The sequence below is a fragment of the Streptococcus oralis genome (assembly GCF_019929345.1).
GTDB lineage: Bacteria > Bacillota > Bacilli > Lactobacillales > Streptococcaceae > Streptococcus.
On record NZ_JAHZPJ010000012.1, the window covers coordinates 42,305 to 58,807 of the forward strand.

The 16,503-nt window shown below is 42.8% G+C and carries 12 protein-coding genes; 4 read left to right on the forward strand and 8 right to left on the reverse strand.

The features are described from left to right. Positions 1-22: 22 nt before the first annotated feature. From hrcA to K1I97_RS08135, 6 genes are all read right to left on the reverse strand, one after another. Complete coding sequence (hrcA, locus tag K1I97_RS08110) at positions 23-1,057, reverse strand: heat-inducible transcriptional repressor HrcA (protein ID WP_223332101.1); 1,035 nt, start codon at positions 1,055-1,057, stop codon at positions 23-25. A gap of 191 nt (positions 1,058-1,248) precedes the next feature. Then, a complete protein-coding gene (gene glnA, locus K1I97_RS08115) occupies positions 1,249-2,595 on the reverse strand; it encodes a type I glutamate--ammonia ligase (protein WP_001122884.1) in 1,347 nt (448 codons plus the stop codon). Positions 2,596-2,617: 22 nt separating this feature from the next. Continuing rightward, positions 2,618-2,989: a transcriptional repressor GlnR gene (gene glnR / locus K1I97_RS08120; RefSeq protein ID WP_223332100.1), complete on the reverse strand. Its 372-nt coding sequence runs from the start codon at positions 2,987-2,989 to the stop codon at positions 2,618-2,620. A gap of 76 nt (positions 2,990-3,065) precedes the next feature. After that, a complete protein-coding gene (locus K1I97_RS08125; protein ID WP_223332099.1) occupies positions 3,066-3,593 on the reverse strand; it encodes an FUSC family protein in 528 nt (175 codons plus the stop codon). A 323-nt stretch (positions 3,594-3,916) separates the two neighbouring features. Further along, a complete protein-coding gene (locus K1I97_RS08130; protein ID WP_001096770.1) occupies positions 3,917-5,116 on the reverse strand; it encodes a phosphoglycerate kinase in 1,200 nt (399 codons plus the stop codon). A 248-nt stretch (positions 5,117-5,364) separates the two neighbouring features. After that, positions 5,365-10,089 (reverse strand): endo-beta-N-acetylglucosaminidase, encoded by a 4,725-nt coding sequence (locus tag K1I97_RS08135; protein ID WP_223332098.1) that lies wholly within the window; start codon positions 10,087-10,089, stop codon positions 5,365-5,367. A 316-nt stretch (positions 10,090-10,405) separates the two neighbouring features. Between K1I97_RS08135 and K1I97_RS08140 the strand changes: the two genes are divergently transcribed. Beyond that, a complete protein-coding gene (locus K1I97_RS08140; protein WP_223332097.1) occupies positions 10,406-12,037 on the forward strand; it encodes a Na/Pi cotransporter family protein in 1,632 nt (543 codons plus the stop codon). Positions 12,038-12,134: 97 nt separating this feature from the next. Here the strand turns inward: K1I97_RS08140 and K1I97_RS08145 are convergent, their stop codons facing one another. Further along, positions 12,135-12,431 (reverse strand): bacteriocin immunity protein, encoded by a 297-nt coding sequence (locus K1I97_RS08145; RefSeq protein WP_223332096.1) that lies wholly within the window; start codon positions 12,429-12,431, stop codon positions 12,135-12,137. A 21-nt stretch (positions 12,432-12,452) separates the two neighbouring features. Continuing rightward, positions 12,453-13,517 carry a glutamyl aminopeptidase gene (gene pepA, locus K1I97_RS08150; protein WP_223332095.1) on the reverse strand — a complete coding sequence of 355 codons (1,065 nt, stop codon included), beginning with the start codon at positions 13,515-13,517 and terminating at the stop codon, positions 12,453-12,455. Between the two features lie 233 nt (positions 13,518-13,750). Here pepA and K1I97_RS08155 point away from each other — a divergent pair, with 233 nt between their 5' ends. From K1I97_RS08155 to K1I97_RS08165, 3 genes are read left to right on the forward strand one after another with little or no spacing between them, the layout of a single operon-like run. Beyond that, positions 13,751-14,710: an ABC transporter permease gene (locus K1I97_RS08155; protein ID WP_223332094.1), complete on the forward strand. Its 960-nt coding sequence runs from the start codon at positions 13,751-13,753 to the stop codon at positions 14,708-14,710. After that, complete coding sequence (locus K1I97_RS08160) at positions 14,700-15,656, forward strand: iron chelate uptake ABC transporter family permease subunit (protein ID WP_223332093.1); 957 nt, start codon at positions 14,700-14,702, stop codon at positions 15,654-15,656. The genes K1I97_RS08155 and K1I97_RS08160 overlap by 11 nt, the downstream gene beginning before the upstream one ends. Then, positions 15,653-16,405, forward strand: coding sequence for an iron ABC transporter ATP-binding protein (locus tag K1I97_RS08165; RefSeq protein WP_223332092.1), 753 nt, complete (start codon positions 15,653-15,655; stop codon positions 16,403-16,405). The genes K1I97_RS08160 and K1I97_RS08165 overlap by 4 nt, the downstream gene beginning before the upstream one ends. Positions 16,406-16,503: the final 98 nt, after the last annotated feature.

A 16,503-nucleotide genomic window follows, 5' to 3' on the forward strand; every position in this document is an offset into this window, starting at 1 on the left:
AGGAATTTGTGTAATTTCATGTTCAACTCACCTCATAGTGATTACTACTCAAATAGCGGTAGAAATCTGTGAGTTTCATAGTTAGGACTCGATTGACAACATTGAGTTGATTGACCAATTGCTGGTAATCCAGATTGACCGGACCGATAATCGCAAGAATTCCAAATCCTCGATAAGGGATGAGGAATTTACTGCTAATCACTGCTAGGTCTGCCAGACAAGACTCTTGACTATCTGCAACACGGACATTTTGCATCTGTTCTTCATGCAGACCTTCACGAATCTCCAGAGCCACTTTCTGTGGTTGGTCAAAGAACTGATAGGCTGCGAGATTGGCAAAATTCAAAAGATTGACCTTGCCCGCCACCACAATGTTTTCGTTGAACATTTCCTTAAAGATGTGTTCAAAGAGATCGATGACATTGTCCGTTGTTGTAAAGTAACGCTGGATAATCTGCGGAATCTCCGTCCGAATCTTGTAGTGAATATCTAGAACGGTGTGACCGAGGAAACGTTCCTGAATAATGCTCTTCAGTTTCAGCAAATCTTCCTGCAAGAAGTTCCTTGGAATCAAAAACTGACTGGTAACCGTTCGAGACTCGTCTAGGGTGAATACTGCCAATGCTGTATGTTGACCTAAAACAACGATATCAAATGCTGTCAACCGTTGCCTGCTGGGCTCAACATCCAGTGCCACTACCGTACAGCCACTCAAGTCTGTTAGTAGATTAGCAGCCTCTTGCAGAATATCCTCCAGCTTGAAGAATTCCTGATCAAAGGCTTTAACAATCTCATAAACCTCATTTTCAGCCAGTCGGTCAAAATCCAGTGAGTGTTTTACATAGTACTGAAAACCAGCAACACTTGGCATCCGACCACTTGAAGTATGAGCCTTCTCAAGCAACCCTTGCTTTTCTAAAGCCGCCATATCATTACGAATGGTAGCACTGCTAGAGTTAATAGACTCTTGCAAGGCTTTGGATCCGACAGGTTCGTGCGTTTTGGTAAAGATGTCAATAATCAGATTTAAAATATCTTGCTGACGCTCTGTAACCATCTCATCACTCCTCTCTGTCCGATCGATTAGCACTCTATACATCCAAGTGCTAACTCATGATTCTATTATACACCCTTGAGAGAGAATGTCAAGACAAAAACTCAAAAAATTAGCACTCTTTTATCAAGAGTGCTAAAAATCAGTCTGAAGACCTAGAAAAAAGACCGCCCTCAGGCAATCTTTCTTCTGTATTAGTAAAGGTCTAGATAGTTATCAACTTCCCATTGTGACACAAAGGTTGCGTAGCTAGCCCACTCGATACGTTTAGCCTCAAGGAAGCTAGTATAGATGTGGTCACCTAGGGCAGCCTTAACCACTTCGTCCTCAGTCAAAGCTTTCAAGGCATTATGGAGAGTTGATGGAAGGTCAGTGATTCCAGCTTCCTTACGCTCTTCTGCTGTCATGATGTAGATATTTTCTTCGATAGGAGCTGGTGCTTCGATTTTGTTTTCAATACCATGCAAACCAACTTCCAAAAGAACCGCCATAGCGATGTATGGGTTTGCCATTGGGTCCACTGAACGCAACTCAAGACGAGTTCCCATACCACGTGAAGCAGGCACGCGCACAAGTGGTGAACGGTTACGACCAGCCCAAGCAATGTAAACGGGTGCTTCATAACCTGGAACCAAACGTTTGTATGAGTTAACCGTTGGGTTCATGATGGCAGTATAGTTGTAAGCATGCTTGATCAAACCACCAAGGAAATGGTAGGCCGTTTCAGACAACTGCATTCCTTTTGGATCGTTCGGATCAAAGAAGGCATTATTTCCTTCTGCATCAAACAAGGACATATTACAGTGCATACCTGATCCGGCGATACCAAATTTTGGTTTTGCCATAAATGTTGCGTAAAGACCATGTTTACGAGCAATGGTTTTAACAACGAGTTTAAAGATTTGAATCTTGTCACAGGCACGGAGGACTTCATCATACTTGAAGTCAATCTCATGTTGTCCAACCGCAACCTCGTGGTGACTTGCTTCTACTTCAAATCCCATTTTGGTCAAGACATTAACGATTTCACGACGCGTATTGTCTGCAAGGTCAGTAGGTGCCAAATCAAAGTAGCCACCCTTGTCATTTACTTCAAGTGTTGGGTCTCCATTTTCATCGAGCTTAAATAGGAAGAATTCTGGCTCTGGACCAAGGTTGAAGGATTTGAATCCTACTTCTTCCATATGGCGAAGAGCACGTTTCAAATTGCCACGAGGGTCACCTGCAAACGGTTCGCCTTCTGTTGTATAGACATCACAGATCAGACCTGCAACACTTCCATTTTCATCTCCCCAAGGGAAGACTGTCCATGTATCCAAGTCTGGGTATAAGTACATATCTGACTCATTGATACGTACAAAACCTTCAATAGAAGATCCATCAAACATAGCCTTGTTTGACAAGACTTTATCTAACTGTTCATCTGTAGCAGGAATTTCGACGTTTTTCATAGTTCCCAGAATATCTGAAAACATGAGACGGATAAAGGTAACATTTTTTTCCTTGACTTCACGACGAATATCTGCAGCTGTGATTGGCATGGGTTTTCTCCTTAATATATAACTACTTGCGATTGCCTAACCGCGAACCAAAGGGTGACTGCGCTGAAGCAAAGCGTCCCTGCTGGAGGAGTTCATTGTGAAGTGCACGACGCACTTCCGTCTGACTCACGGCTTTCTTGGACTTCGCCTCGCGTTCAGCATATTTTTTCTTAATAGCAGCAATATTATGACCTTCAGAGATATAATCTTTGATTTCAAGCAAACGATCCATGTCATTCAAAGAATACATGCGACGGTTCCCTTCGTTTCGATCAGGCTTTATCAACTCTTGATCTTCATAATAACGAATCTGACGCGCCGAGAGATCGGTCAATTTCATAACACTGCCGATAGGAAAAACAGCCATATTTCGGCGAAATTCTCTTTCCTTCATTTACAATTTCCTTCTTTCTGTCTATTATAGTCTAAAAAAAGATATACGTCAATTGATAATGTCACAAAATATAACATTATTTTCCTTTTTTCTCCCAAAAGAGTTTCAGTTGCTCAATATCATAATTTACAAGGATTGCGACAAAAACTCCCATAAAAGTTTCAGATACACGCGCAAACACGTACAAAAATGTTTCTCCGCTCGGTATTGATAGGGTAATGATCAACATAGCTGCTACACCACCGATAACTCCTGCCTTGTTGTTCATAGCAACATTTGTCATAATGGTTAACATGGTGCAAATTGGAACAACTAGTAAGGTTACCCAAAAAGCTCCATGAAATAAAGTTTTTAAGAGGAAAAAGACAAGGGCGTAAAAACCGCCAATGCTATTTCCTAAGATACGCGAAGTTCCAAAATGGACACTCTTATCAAAGCTCTCTCGTAAACTGAAGACCGCTGTTAGTGCACCGATTTGAAGCCCCTTCCAGCCAAAAAAACCAAAAATCAAGAGAACTAGAAAAACAGCAATGCCAGTTTTAAAGGTTCGCATGCCAAGTTTGAACTGTGATTTATCAAATTTATATTTTTTAAAATAGCCCATAATTTCAACTTTCTACCACTATTTTAACATAAATTCGATAATTTTATGAGCCAAAATCAATAGGAAGCGTTTTTAATTTAGGCTATAAAAAAGAGGAAACAGAGTTCCTCTTTTCATCGTTTCGTTTAAGAAAGCTTATTTTTCTGTAAGTGCAGCCAATCCTGGAAGAACTTTACCTTCAAGGAGTTCCATTGATGCACCACCACCGCGTCACAAATACCTCCACTAACACAAAAAGGTGACATAGCCACCTTTTTGTTAACGTTTCAGTTTTGTTCCTTTTTCTACAAAATCAGGATTTTGTAGAGACTAACGGGCTGAAATTATTTTTCTGTAAGTGCAGCCAAACCTGGCAATACTTTACCTTCAAGAAGCTCCATAGAAGCGCCTCCGCCCGTACTAATCCATGAGAACTTGTCTGCACGGCCAAGGTTGATGGCTGCAGCAGCTGAGTCACCACCACCGATGATTGATTTCACGCCTGGTTGTTTCACAATAGCGTCCATGACACCGATTGTACCAGCTTGGAAGTCAGGGTTTTCAAATACACCCATAGGTCCGTTCCATACAACTGTTTTCGCACCAGTCAAAGCTTCGTCAAATTTAGCGATAGATTTTGGACCGATATCCAAACCAAGGAATCCTGGATCAACTGCTTCACCTTCAGTGTCTTTCACTTCAGTGTAGTCAGCAAATGCGTTTGCTTCTTTTGAGTCAACTGGTAAGATCAATTTGCCGTTTGCTTTTTCAAGAAGAGCTTTCGCAACATCCAATTTGTCTTCTTCTACAAGTGAGTTACCGATTTCGATACCTTGTGCTTTGTAGAATGTGTAAGTCATCCCACCACCGATAAGAACTTTATCAGCTTTTTCAAGCAAGTTTTCGATAACACCGATCTTGTCTGAAACTTTTGAACCACCAAGGATAGCCACGAATGGACGTTCTGGAGCTTCAACTGCTTCTTGGATGTAGGCAATTTCGTTTTCAAGAAGGAAACCAGCAACTGCTTTTTCAACGTTTGCTGAGATACCAACGTTAGATGCGTGTGCACGGTGAGCTGTACCGAATGCATCGTTTACGAAGATACCATCTCCAAGTGATGCCCAGTATTTACCAAGTTCAGGATCGTTTTTAGATTCTTTCTTGCCGTCAACATCTTCGAAACGAGTGTTTTCAACCAAGAGAACTTGTCCATCTTCAAGAGCGTTAACGGCGGCTTCCAATTCAGCACCACGTGTAACACCTGGGATAAATTTAACTTCTTGTCCCAATTTAGCAGCCAAGTCAGCAGCTACAGGAGCAAGTGATTTACCTTCTTTGTCAGCTTCTTCTTTTACACGGCCAAGGTGAGAGAAGAGGATTGCACGTCCACCTTGTTCAAGGATGTACTTGATAGTTGGAAGAGCTGCAGTGATACGGTTGTCATTGGTAATCACGCCATCTTTTACAGGAACGTTGAAGTCAACACGAACGAGAACTTTTTTCCCTTTCAAGTCAACGTCTTTAACAGTCAATTTTGCCATTAGATATGACTCCTTCTTTTTTTATACGTGTTAATTATATCACAAAATCAACAAAAGAGATAGCAAAACCCTAAACTTTTCGAGTTCATTCTTGCAACTGAAACTACTTTTTTTAAAATTAAAACTAGAAAAAACTTACCAAATAACTAATTAATACAAGAAAAACTAGTTAAAACAAGGCTTGACTAATCTACAGTCAAACCTTGTTTTTTAGTTTTTATGAGAAAATTCAAGATTCGTAAATCCGATTAGTCTTCTCTCTTTTTTAAAGCTACAAGTCCATAGGCACTCATCACTCCGAGGAGTCCCATAGCTACTAGACTAGCATCTCTTGAAACTCCAGTATTTGGAAGCTCTTTACTTACTTCTTCAACTTTTGCTGGTGTTTCTGAAAGCGCTTGAACCCTTGTTTGTGAGACTTGCTCATTTTTCGTTCCTACTTCAACAATTTCTGGGATTGATTCCTTGAGAACCTCAGTAGAATGAAGGGTGCGTTTGCCCTGAGCATCAACTTCTATAAAGCGACGAACTTGGCCTTCAACTCCTGCCTGCACAACACGACGTTGACCTTTGAGGAGATCTGAATTTAGTCGTTCTTGACGTTCGAAGGCAAGTGATTTTTCTTCAATTTCAAGAGTTGGTTTCTCGTGAACTAGATCTTTTACACCTTCAGCTGGTTGGTTACTTGAGAGAACTTTTGTACCAACTTCTGTGATTTCTGGGAGAGTTGCCTTGAGAACCTCAGTCGAACGAAGGGTACGTTTGCCTTGGGCATCTACTTCTACAAAGTGACGAACTTGGCCTTCAACTCCTACTTGCACAACACGGCGTTGGCCTTTGAGAAGGTCAGCATTTGGTCGTTCTTGGCGTTCAAAGGCTTTTGTTTCTGTTTCAACAACTAGTTCAGGGAGGGTTTCAACTGTTGGAGTCACTTCATTTGGATCCATACTGCCAACGTGGTGGCTTTCTTCTGCAGGAACTAGCTTCTTATTCAGCTTTTCTTTCATGTCCGCAAATGCTTGAGGAGTTGGGGTTTGAGAAGATAATAAAGCTTCTGCTTGGGTAATCAACTCAGTTTGAGGATCTTTTTCACGAACTTTTGTCAACAAGCCTTCCAATTCTTCTCCGGCAGTCTGATAACGTTGATTTCCATCCAAGTCTGTCCCTGCTTGTTTCAACTCATTCAAGGCTTTGTTGACTTCTTCTTGGCTAGCATTATGGTTTTCTGCTACAGTTTTCGCTGCATTGAGCTTCTCTACTAGTGCTGCTTGTTTGTCCTCACTTGAGAAGGTGTAGGCAAGGGTTGACTGACGACCTTGGGCAGCAGTGATTTCTTGTTTGAGGTACTCATCGTTGACAGCTGCTTTTGGAGAAACCAAGACATCAAACTCAACAGTGTGTCCTTTATAATGCAAAGTCAAGGTTTGGCGACCAGTCTTTTGAGCATCGTAGCCCGTAATTTCAACACCTTGATCTGTGAACGTATGCGTCTCTTCCGTCTCATCATCATAGAGAACGCCAAAGCGACCTTCTGCAAGATCCAGTTGCTCTCCTACTAGATAATCCGTTTTCGGTTTCTGAGTAATGTACAAACCTGCTACTTCTTTTGGTTTTCCTTCATCTTGACCTGTCACTTGTACCTTCAAGTCACCGCTTACTGGAAGTCCAAGATAGCTAACTGTGAGCTTCTGCTCCCCTTTTTGATGAACGTCGTATCCAGATACAGTCACACCTGAGTGAGTAAGGTTGATCAGCTCATCGGCTTGTCCCCCTTCGTATTGAACACGGAGAGTGCCGCCTCTAAGGTCAAGTTTTTCTCCCTCTTTGTAAACTGTCTTCTTAGGTCCTTTTTCAAGGCTAACTGTAGCAATTCTTCTCTCATCCTGCGGAATCGCTACTGCCAAGGTGTTACTAATTTCTTTGCCAGGTAGTTGGGTACGATAGTAGAGGAGATTTGGTTGCTTGTCAAAGGCTAATGGTGCTGTTGCCAAGTCTCCACCATTTTCAGACTTCAAAGTTGCAATTGGTGTTTGTGAATCAGCCTTGTCGTAAACAGTGATGGTTGCACCTGCTGGAACAGCAGAGAAGCCTAGTTGAACTTGATGGTTTCCAAGTGAACGAGCAGCTACCTTAGCCATTGGAATATTTTGGCTTTCTGTATCCAAGGTTTCATACATCTTCCAGTTGTAGATACGAATGGCTTTCCAAGGTGTCCCGTTATCTGAAGTGATAACTTTTAGGCGCCAATCTTGGGCAGTAATTGGTTTGTCAAGAGTGATATCTGTAACGTGCGCTTTGTTGCCACGGACTTCCTTAGCTAACTTCCATTGACCATCCGCATCTTTATAATAAAGATCAAAGTCCTTGGTATTCATCAAACCGTCGTTTACGGATTCTCCACCAGCTCCTGCATGATCCATAACCCATCTAACAACGGTACGTGGCTTGGTCAAGCGAATATCCACACTACCGCTCAACTGAGCTGAAGACCACTTATCTGACAAGCTAGTAATGCTACCGTTCAACATACCTTCGATGCCTTCTCCACCTTCAGTATTTGGGAAAGTGCTACCGATAACCTTTGCACCTGGAACAATATTTTCAGCCAAAGGTCTTGGAAGAGTCGTATCCTGAACTGTCATCCCCCAGTTAAAGGATGCCGTCGCCGCTTCGGAACGGAGGCCATTTTTACCAACTGCAACGACCTTCAATTCTTGAGTCGTACCAGTCGCATTAGCAGAACGGCTAACTTTTGGCAAGTAGATAGTGGAAGCAGATGATCCTGTCAATAAACGCCAGTTATCACCATCTTTTTCATAAACTTCATAGAAATCCGCATCTTGGTTACCCACAAATTGGACCACTGCTTCAGCTTCTTGGGCATTCTTGAGAGATTGCTTCACAACAGAAAGCCCCGTCGGCGCTTGTGGTGCTTGGTGATTGTCTGAAATTGTTAATTGACCTAGGTTGAACTGATAATCTTTTACAGCTCCTTCATGCTCGAAAAAGAGTTTGACTGCATAGATGGTTTTTCCAGCTAGTGAGCTGAGGTCAAATTCTTCATTCGTCCAGTTATCAGAAAGAGTCAGTTCTTTCCATGCGTCTGCATCCTCAAATTTGTAGTCTGGTGTTGTAGAGAAGGCCATATAAACTTTAGAGCCTTTTCCTCCCTTGTGAGCAACACGGAGTTTGGTTTTCTCAGTTACTTCTAGCTTGGTAGAATACAAATTCACATCCTGGTCTGTCTTGCCAGCTACATCACCTGAGAATTTAAGTGAGTTACCACCATTATAAGCATCTGTAAAGTCATATTCTGCACGAAGTTTTTCACCTGTCGAAGTCTGCCACCAGCGCCATGTTGGCAAGACACCTGAAACCGAACGGTAGTTCCACTCAGAATCCTTAGAAACTTTACCGTCTACAAACCATTTTCTACCATGACCAGTATTAAAGGAGGTAGTGAATGTATGTCCCACTGCCGGTGTCCGGTCAGCAACTAAATTGGCAATCCCATACCACTCTTTGTCCGCAGGTTTTTGAGCCGTCGGATCTCCTTGGTAACCTGTAAAGAAGATGTCTTCGTTCTTGTGGTAGTCTTCTCCTGTTTTCCCTAGACTGGTAATCGTATCTGGCGCAAAGAGTCCCAGTGACAAACGCAACTTGCCTTTTTCATCTAAGAGGGCATCCCATTTGACTTTGGTCTTATAAGAACCACCTTGTTGCAATTCCAAGCCTGCAAAAACATCATATTGACTACGCTCTAGCCATTTAGCCATCTCTACAGAATGGTCATTCTTTTCCTTATTCCAGTTGAAGTTGGCAAAGAATTGATCGGCAGGGACTTTGTCACCTTCTTTTTGCATAAACTGGTAGTTGTAATCACCAAGACCATCTTCGTGGTAACGCCCGTATTTATAGGTCATGGCATCGTACCAAGCATACTTGATTGGATGGTTGACTTTGGCTGCGTATTCTTTTGTATAGAGCATGAACTGGCGCATCTTTTCACCAAGAGGTTCTACCAATTCCCCCGTTGTTTCTTGGTTGATGAAATAGCCATCAAATCCATAGTATTTAGCGAGATCGACGAGTTTTCGTGCGATAGGGAAGGTGCCATCCTCATCTTGTTTCAAGGCAGCGGCAAATTTCTCTTGGTCGGCAATGCTATTTGACCAGTTGAAAAAGAGTGTTCCATAAACGGGAACTCCGTTGCGGTGCCCTGCATCAATGACGTCTGGAGTAGGAACTAGGCCTTCCCAGAAGACCATTGAATCCAAGTATTGCCAGTAATCAAAAGCGTAAGCTTTAAATTCTTCGCCACCAACAGAAGCGTGGTCTTTAGCTTTCGAGTTGGTGTTTGCTAGTGCTTGAACCTTGGCTCTTCTGCTTGCTTTTTCATTGACTAACTGACCTCTATGGCGCTTAGCGAGTTCAACTGAGGAACGGTTAATGGGATCATCCTCACGCGCACCCGGTTCCCATTTCAACAAATCCTCCCAAGTATCAAATTTGATTTCTTTTGGTCGGAGACTCTTTTCTTCATTTTTAGGAACGTCTGCTAGAGTCGGTTTGTCTACTTTATTGTCAACTACCTGAGGAGCTTCCTCAGGCTTGACTCCTTCTTTGTCAGTTGGTTGAGCAGGTTTTTCAGCTTTTTCTGTCGGAGCTGGCTTCGCTTCTTCTTTTTCATTGACCAAATCAGCTATTGCTGGAGTGTTTTCTGAAATTGGTTGCTCAGCTACTTTGTTCTCTGTTCCCTCTAATTGTTTTTCGAGGGATGTGGTGTCTGGATTAGTTGATTCACTAGCACTTGTCGCTTGAGCGCTCGAATTAGCAGCTGGATCAGGAACAGCGACCTGTTCGGCAAGAGCTGGACTCGCAAATAGAGCTGAACCAATCATCAAGGAACAAGCCCCGATTGATAACTTACGAATACTGTAACGGCAACGTTTTTCAAAAAATAGATCTTTCATCTTATCCTCCTAATAGAACAAAAAAAGTAACTGTTCCCACAATCAAACATCAGAACAGGATTATCTTCATTCTATCTTATATGAAAGCGTTGTCAATATATTTGATAAAAAAACTATAACTAGGATAAGAAACAGTTTAATTTGGATATAATTTATTTAGGCATCTATATTTGGGGTAGAATCTCCCTTTTGACAAAATTTTAAAAAAAGTTAGTTATTTCTTACTAAAATAACAGAAAAGCACTTGTGAGATTTACTTTTATCCTTTAAAATAGAATAGGAGAAATTCCGTTATTATTTTTCGGAGGAAAAAGAAATGTCCATTAATTGGCAGGAAATTTTATTTCACTTTTTAGGAGGTCTAGGACTGTTTTTATACAGTATCAAGACCATGGGAGACGGTTTGCAACAAGCTGCTGGAGATCGCCTTCGTTTTTACATTGACAAGTACACCAGCAATCCCTTTTTAGGTGTTCTAGTCGGGATCGTCGTGACTGCCCTCATTCAGTCAAGTACAGGGGTTACGGTTATCACGGTTGGACTGGTCAGCGCCAGTCTTCTAACTCTTAGACAGGCTATCGGAATTATCATGGGAGCCAATATTGGAACCACTGTTACTTCCTTTATCATCGGTTTCAAGCTTGGTGAGTATGCTTTACCCCTAATTTTCCTTGGAACCATGTTCCTCTTCTTTACAAAAAATCGAACAGCAAACAATATCGGGCGCATCCTATTTGGTGTCGGTGGAATCTTCTACGCCCTTAACCTCATCAGTGCCGGTATGAGCCCGCTTAAAGATTTACCACAATTCAAGGAATATATGGTAACCTTGGGGCAAAATCCTATTTTAGGAGTGGTAGCTGGTGCGGTGATTACCGTCCTCATTCAAGCCTCTTCTGCAACTATCGGGATTCTACAAGGACTCTATGCAGGTAACTTCCTTGACCTTAAAGGTTCACTACCAGTTCTCTTCGGGGATAATATCGGGACAACCCTAACCGTTATCATCGCGGCAGCTGGAGCCAATGTCTCTGCGAAACGCGTTGCAGCAACCCACGTTACCTTTAACGTTTTAGGGACTATTCTTTGCTTAATCTTATTAGGCCCCTTTACTGCTATGATCGAGTACTTCCAGGCACTCCTTCACCTCTCACCTGAGATGACCATCGCCTTCTCTCACGGTGCCTTTAACGTAAGTAACACCATTGTACAATTTCCATTCATCGGAGCCTTGGCCTACTTTGTAACCAAGCTCATCCCTGGTGAAGACGAGGTTGTCAAGTACGAGCCCCTTTATCTCGACGAACAACTTATCCAACAATCTCCTTCTATCGCTCTAGGAAATGCCAAAAAAGAACTTTTGCACTTGGGGAACTATGCAGCAAAAGCTTTTGACCTTTCTTATAACTATATCATCGGTTTGGATGAAAAGGTAGCTGAAAAAGGGCACAAGACAGAGGAAGCCATCAACACCATTGATGAAAAACTCACTCGTTACCTCATCAGACTTTCAAGCGAATCCTTGAGCCAAAAGGAAAGCGAAGTGTTGACTAACATCCTTGATTCATCTCGTGATTTGGAACGGATTGGAGACCACGCAGAAGGGTTAATCAACCTAACAGACTATCTCCAACGCAAGAATGTTCAGTTCTCTGAGGCCGCTTTGAAAGAGCTAGCTGAGATTTATCACGCTACCACTGAGTTCATCAAAGATGCCCTTGATAGTGTTGAAAACAACGATACTGAGAAAGCTCAAAATCTGATTGAACGCCATAAAGAAATCAACAATATGGAACGCATTCTCAGAAAGACCCACATCAAACGCCTTAACAAGGGTGAGTGTTCAACACAAGCCGGGGTCAACTTTATCGACATTATTTCCCATTACACTCGTGTATCTGACCACGCTATGAATCTAGCTGAAAAGGTCATCGCTGAACAAATCTAAGTACCAAAAAGCTATCCTGAATGGGATGGCTTTTTTCTTCTCCTCATCAAAAATATCTTTTCTACCATATAGAAAAATGCTTTGATTCACAGTGGAATCAAAGCATTTTAAAGAGTTCTCCAAACATGATAGCAGAAACTGCAGTGCCCCTATACTTGGCTTCTTCTCTTTTGATAAAGCGCGCCAAGTTGATCAACTCAGGTGCTGGGTGTTTGGGATTTTTGAATAATTCCCGATTGACCAGTCCTGAGAGTCGGACTGCTAGTAATTGCTCATTTGTAGTAGGTAGTTTTTTAGCAGTCTCCAGGAGAGCAGTAACTAAATCTTCACTCAAACCCTGGCGAGCATGATTGTAGAGGTCTTTTATTAAGCTTTCTAGATTTGCTTCCGCCATCCTGACCACCTTCCCTTATGTTTAATAATTTTTAATCAAATCAACCGTTGAACGGTCCAATTTTTTCACCAAGGCTTGCAAGAAAGCTTGGGCTTCTAGGAAGTCATCCATAGCATAGAGGGTTTGGTGAGAGTGGATATAACGAGCGCAGACACCGATGGTTGTTGATGGGACACCACCATTTTTCAGATGAGCTGCTCCAGCGTCTGTTCCACCTTTTCCACAGTAGTATTGGTACTTGATACCAGCTTCTTCAGCCGTTGTCAAAAGGAAATCCTTCATTCCTGGGAGAAGCAAATGACCTGGATCGTAGAAACGAATCAAGGTTCCATCCCCAATCTTGCCTTGTCCTCCATAAACATCACCAGCAGGTGAGCAATCTACTGCAAGAAAGACTTCTGGATCAAACTTGGTTGTTGACGTGTGGGCACCACGAAGACCAACTTCTTCTTGTACATTGGCACCAAGATAGAGTTCATTGCCAAGTTTTTGACCTGACAAGGCTTCAGCTAACTCGCTCACCATGAGAACACCGTAGCGGTTGTCCCAAGCTTTTGAGATGATATTTTTTTCATTGGCTGTAAGGATTGCGCTACTATCAGGTACGATGGTATCTCCAGGGCGGATGCCAAAGCTTTCTGCTTCAGCTTTATCCGCAAAACCTCCATCAAAAATAATATCTGAAATAGCTGGCATGCTTGGTCCACCTGTTCCACGTGTCAAATGTGGCGGTACAGAACCTGAAATCACAGGGATTTCACGACCGTCACGAGTAAAGAGTTTGAAGCGTTGGCTGCTGACCACCATGGGATTCCAACCACCGATTTCAACGACACGGAAGGTACCATCTGGCTTAATCTCACTAACCATAAAACCAACTTCGTCCATGTGAGAAGCGACCAAAACACGCGGTGCATCGGCAGCTTCTGAATGCTTGATACCAAAAATACCACCCAAGCCATCTGTCACTACTTCATCCACGTGCGGTGTCAGCTTTTCACGAAGATAAGTCCGGACAGGCGCTTCGTGGCCTGAGATCGCAGCAAGTTCTGTTACTTCTTTGATTTTTGAAAATAATGTTGTCATATCAGTTCCTTCTTTCTGTCCTCCATTTTACCACTTTTTATAGGAGAAGGATAGTGGGAAGGTAGATTGGTTTTTACTCAGTTTTCCAATAAAAGAGAGGATCAGATATTATTTCAGGAATTTTTCTTTCTTTTTACATTAAATTGTCAGAAAATTTATTGACAGATTAAAAAAATCGTGTTACATTATCTCCAAGGGTATTTTTATACCAAATCTACATGAAAGGACAGGGTATGAAACTTTCTCATTATTTAACAGGCTTACTTCTACTCCTGGTCTTTCTCTCCATTACCATTGGAACCAGTGATTTTTCTTGGGAAAAATTCTTTTCTTTTGACCAGCAGACCTGGCTTCTCTTTCAAGAGTCACGTCTTCCAAGAACTATCAGCATTCTCCTTGCAGCCTCCAGTATGAGCATGGCAGGACTCCTCATGCAGACCATTACTCAAAATCAGTTTGCTGCTCCGAGTACAGTCGGAACGACAGAAGCTGCCAAACTGGGAATGGTGCTGAGCCTCTTTTTCTTTCCGTCGGCGAGTCTGACCCAAAAGATGCTCTTTGCTTTTGTCTCATCCATCTTATTTACTCTCTTCTTCCTTGCTTTTCTGACTATTTTTTCTGTAAAGGAAAGGTGGATGTTACCCTTGATTGGGATCATCTATAGTGGGATTATCGGTTCCATTACAGAAGTTATCGCCTATCGTTTCAATCTGGTTCAGAGTATGACGGCCTGGACCCAGGGCTCCTTCTCCATGATTCAGACCCATCAGTATGAGTGGCTCTTCTTAGGCCTCATTATCCTGATAGCCGTTTGGAAATTATCCCAAACCTTCACCATCATGAATCTGGGAAAAGAAGCTAGCGAGAGTTTGGGGATTTCCTACTCCCTACTTGAAAAACTAGCCCTCTTTCTGGTGGCACTAACGACAAGTGTCACCATGATTACCGTGGGTGGCTTGCCTTTTCTCGGGGTCATCGTTCCCAATCTTGTCCGCAAGCGCTATGGAGATAATCTGAGCCAAACCAAACTCGTCGTCGCACTGGTCGGCGCCAATCTGGTTCTGGCCTGCGATATCCTATCTCGAGTCTTGATTCGGCCCTATGAGCTGTCTGTCAGTCTCCTGCTAGGAATCATCGGTAGCCTCGTCTTTATCCTACTTCTATGGAGAGGGGGGCGAAAAGATGCAGTTTAAAAGCAAACATACCAAGCTCTTCTGCCTTCTCATTCTTCTGGCCATCGGAGCTTGTCTCCTCTACTTTTGGCCCATCACCCATCTGTCTGCCTTTGCCTGGAAGCTGCGTTCCCAAAAAATCATCGTTTATCTCTTGGTAGCCATCGCGACAGGGATTTCGACCATTAGTTTTCAAACCCTGACGGAAAATCGCTTTCTGACGCCAAGTATTTTGGGAATCGAATCCTTCTATGTCTTGCTACAGACCCTGCTACTGATATTTGAAAGCAAATTTCTACAGCTTGAAAAGTCTCCTGTCTTAGAATTTCTAATCTTGCTTCTGCTTCAATCCCTCTTTTTTCTCGCCTTACAAAGCTACTTGAAGACGCTGATGAAGCAAAATCTGGTCTTCATCCTGCTAATCTGTCTAGCACTCGGAAGTCTCTTTCGAAATATCAGTACCTTCCTCCAAGTTCTGATGGATCCAAATGAATACGATAAACTGCAGAACAGTCTCTTTGCCTCCTTTCAGCATCTCAACACTTCCATCCTAGCCATCGGTTCTCTGATCATCCTCGCCTTGACAATCTTTTTCTTTCGAAAAGCAGTCGTTCTGGATGTCTTGCACCTGCAAAGAGAAACGGCTCAGATACTGGGACTCGATGTTGAAAAAGAACAGAGAGAACTCCTCTGGGGCATCGTGCTCTTGACCTCAACAGCCACTGCCTTGGTAGGGCCTATGGCCTTCTTTGGCTTTATGCTGGCCAATCTCACTTACCTGATTGTCAAAGATTATCGGCACAAGTTGCTCTTTATCGTAGCCATTCTGATTGGATTTATTAGTTTGACCTTGGGGCAAGCCCTCATCGAACGAGTCTTTGCTCTGGAAATTCGCATCAGCATGATCATCGAGAGTGTGGGTGGTCTCTTATTCTTTATCTTACTCTACAGGAGGGCGCGTCGGTGAAACTGGAAAACATTGACAAATCCATTCAAAAACAGGATATTTTGCAAGACATTTCCCTTGAAGTCAGTCCTCAGAAATTGACAGCCTTCATTGGTCCAAATGGTGCTGGAAAATCAACTCTCCTCTCCATCATGAGCAGACTGACCAAGAAAGATCAGGGAATTCTCAGTATCAAAGGCCGTGAAATCGAGAGCTGGAATTCGCAAGAACTGGCCAAAGAACTCACCATCCTAAAGCAGAAAATCAATTACCAAGCCAAATTGACTGTAGAAGAACTGGTCAGCTTTGGACGTTTTCCCTACAGCCATGGTCGACTGAAGGCAGAAGACTGGGAAAAAATCCGAGAAACTCTGGACTATCTGGAACTGACCAACTTAAAAGACCGCTACATCGATAGTCTGTCTGGTGGGCAGCTCCAACGTGTTTTTATCGCGATGGTACTGGCCCAGGATACAGACTTTATCTTGCTAGACGAACCGCTTAACAATCTCGATATCAAGCAAAGCGTCAGCATGATGCAGATCCTTCGGCGGCTGGTGGAGGAACTCGGGAAGACCATTATCATCGTCCTCCACGATATCAACATAGCCAGTCAGTATGCGGATGAAATTGTCGCCTTCAAGGACGGCCAAGTCTTTCGCAAGGGAACGACTGCCCAAATCATGCAGGCTGACCTGCTCAGTCAACTTTATGAGATTCCCATCACGCTGGCTGATATCAATGGCAAAAAGATCTGTATCTATAGCTAGTAACTCAGAAACTCGAGTTAGAGAACCCTCTGTCTCTTAGCTAACAAGCCTATCCAAGAGCCCCCCTACATCGTTATCACATTTTAAAAAGGAGAAAT

Excerpts from the sequence above, each read along its gene's own strand:
- K1I97_RS08160 (WP_223332093.1), top strand. The coding sequence starts at position 14,700 with ATGCAGTTTAAAAGCAAACATACCAAGCTCTTCTGCCTTCTCATTCTT.
- K1I97_RS08140 (WP_223332097.1), top strand. The coding sequence starts at position 10,406 with ATGTCCATTAATTGGCAGGAAATTTTATTTCACTTTTTAGGAGGTCTA.
- K1I97_RS08135 (WP_223332098.1), bottom strand. The coding sequence starts at position 10,089 with ATGAAAGATCTATTTTTTGAAAAACGTTGCCGTTACAGTATTCGTAAG.
- K1I97_RS08155 (WP_223332094.1), top strand. The coding sequence starts at position 13,751 with ATGAAACTTTCTCATTATTTAACAGGCTTACTTCTACTCCTGGTCTTT.
- pepA (WP_223332095.1), bottom strand. The coding sequence starts at position 13,517 with ATGACAACATTATTTTCAAAAATCAAAGAAGTAACAGAACTTGCTGCG.
- K1I97_RS08145 (WP_223332096.1), bottom strand. The coding sequence starts at position 12,431 with ATGGCGGAAGCAAATCTAGAAAGCTTAATAAAAGACCTCTACAATCAT.
- glnR (WP_223332100.1), bottom strand. The coding sequence starts at position 2,989 with ATGAAGGAAAGAGAATTTCGCCGAAATATGGCTGTTTTTCCTATCGGC.
- hrcA (WP_223332101.1), bottom strand. The coding sequence starts at position 1,057 with ATGGTTACAGAGCGTCAGCAAGATATTTTAAATCTGATTATTGACATC.
- glnA (WP_001122884.1), bottom strand. The coding sequence starts at position 2,595 with ATGCCAATCACAGCTGCAGATATTCGTCGTGAAGTCAAGGAAAAAAAT.
- K1I97_RS08130 (WP_001096770.1), bottom strand. The coding sequence starts at position 5,116 with ATGGCAAAATTGACTGTTAAAGACGTTGACTTGAAAGGGAAAAAAGTT.
- K1I97_RS08125 (WP_223332099.1), bottom strand. The coding sequence starts at position 3,593 with ATGGGCTATTTTAAAAAATATAAATTTGATAAATCACAGTTCAAACTT.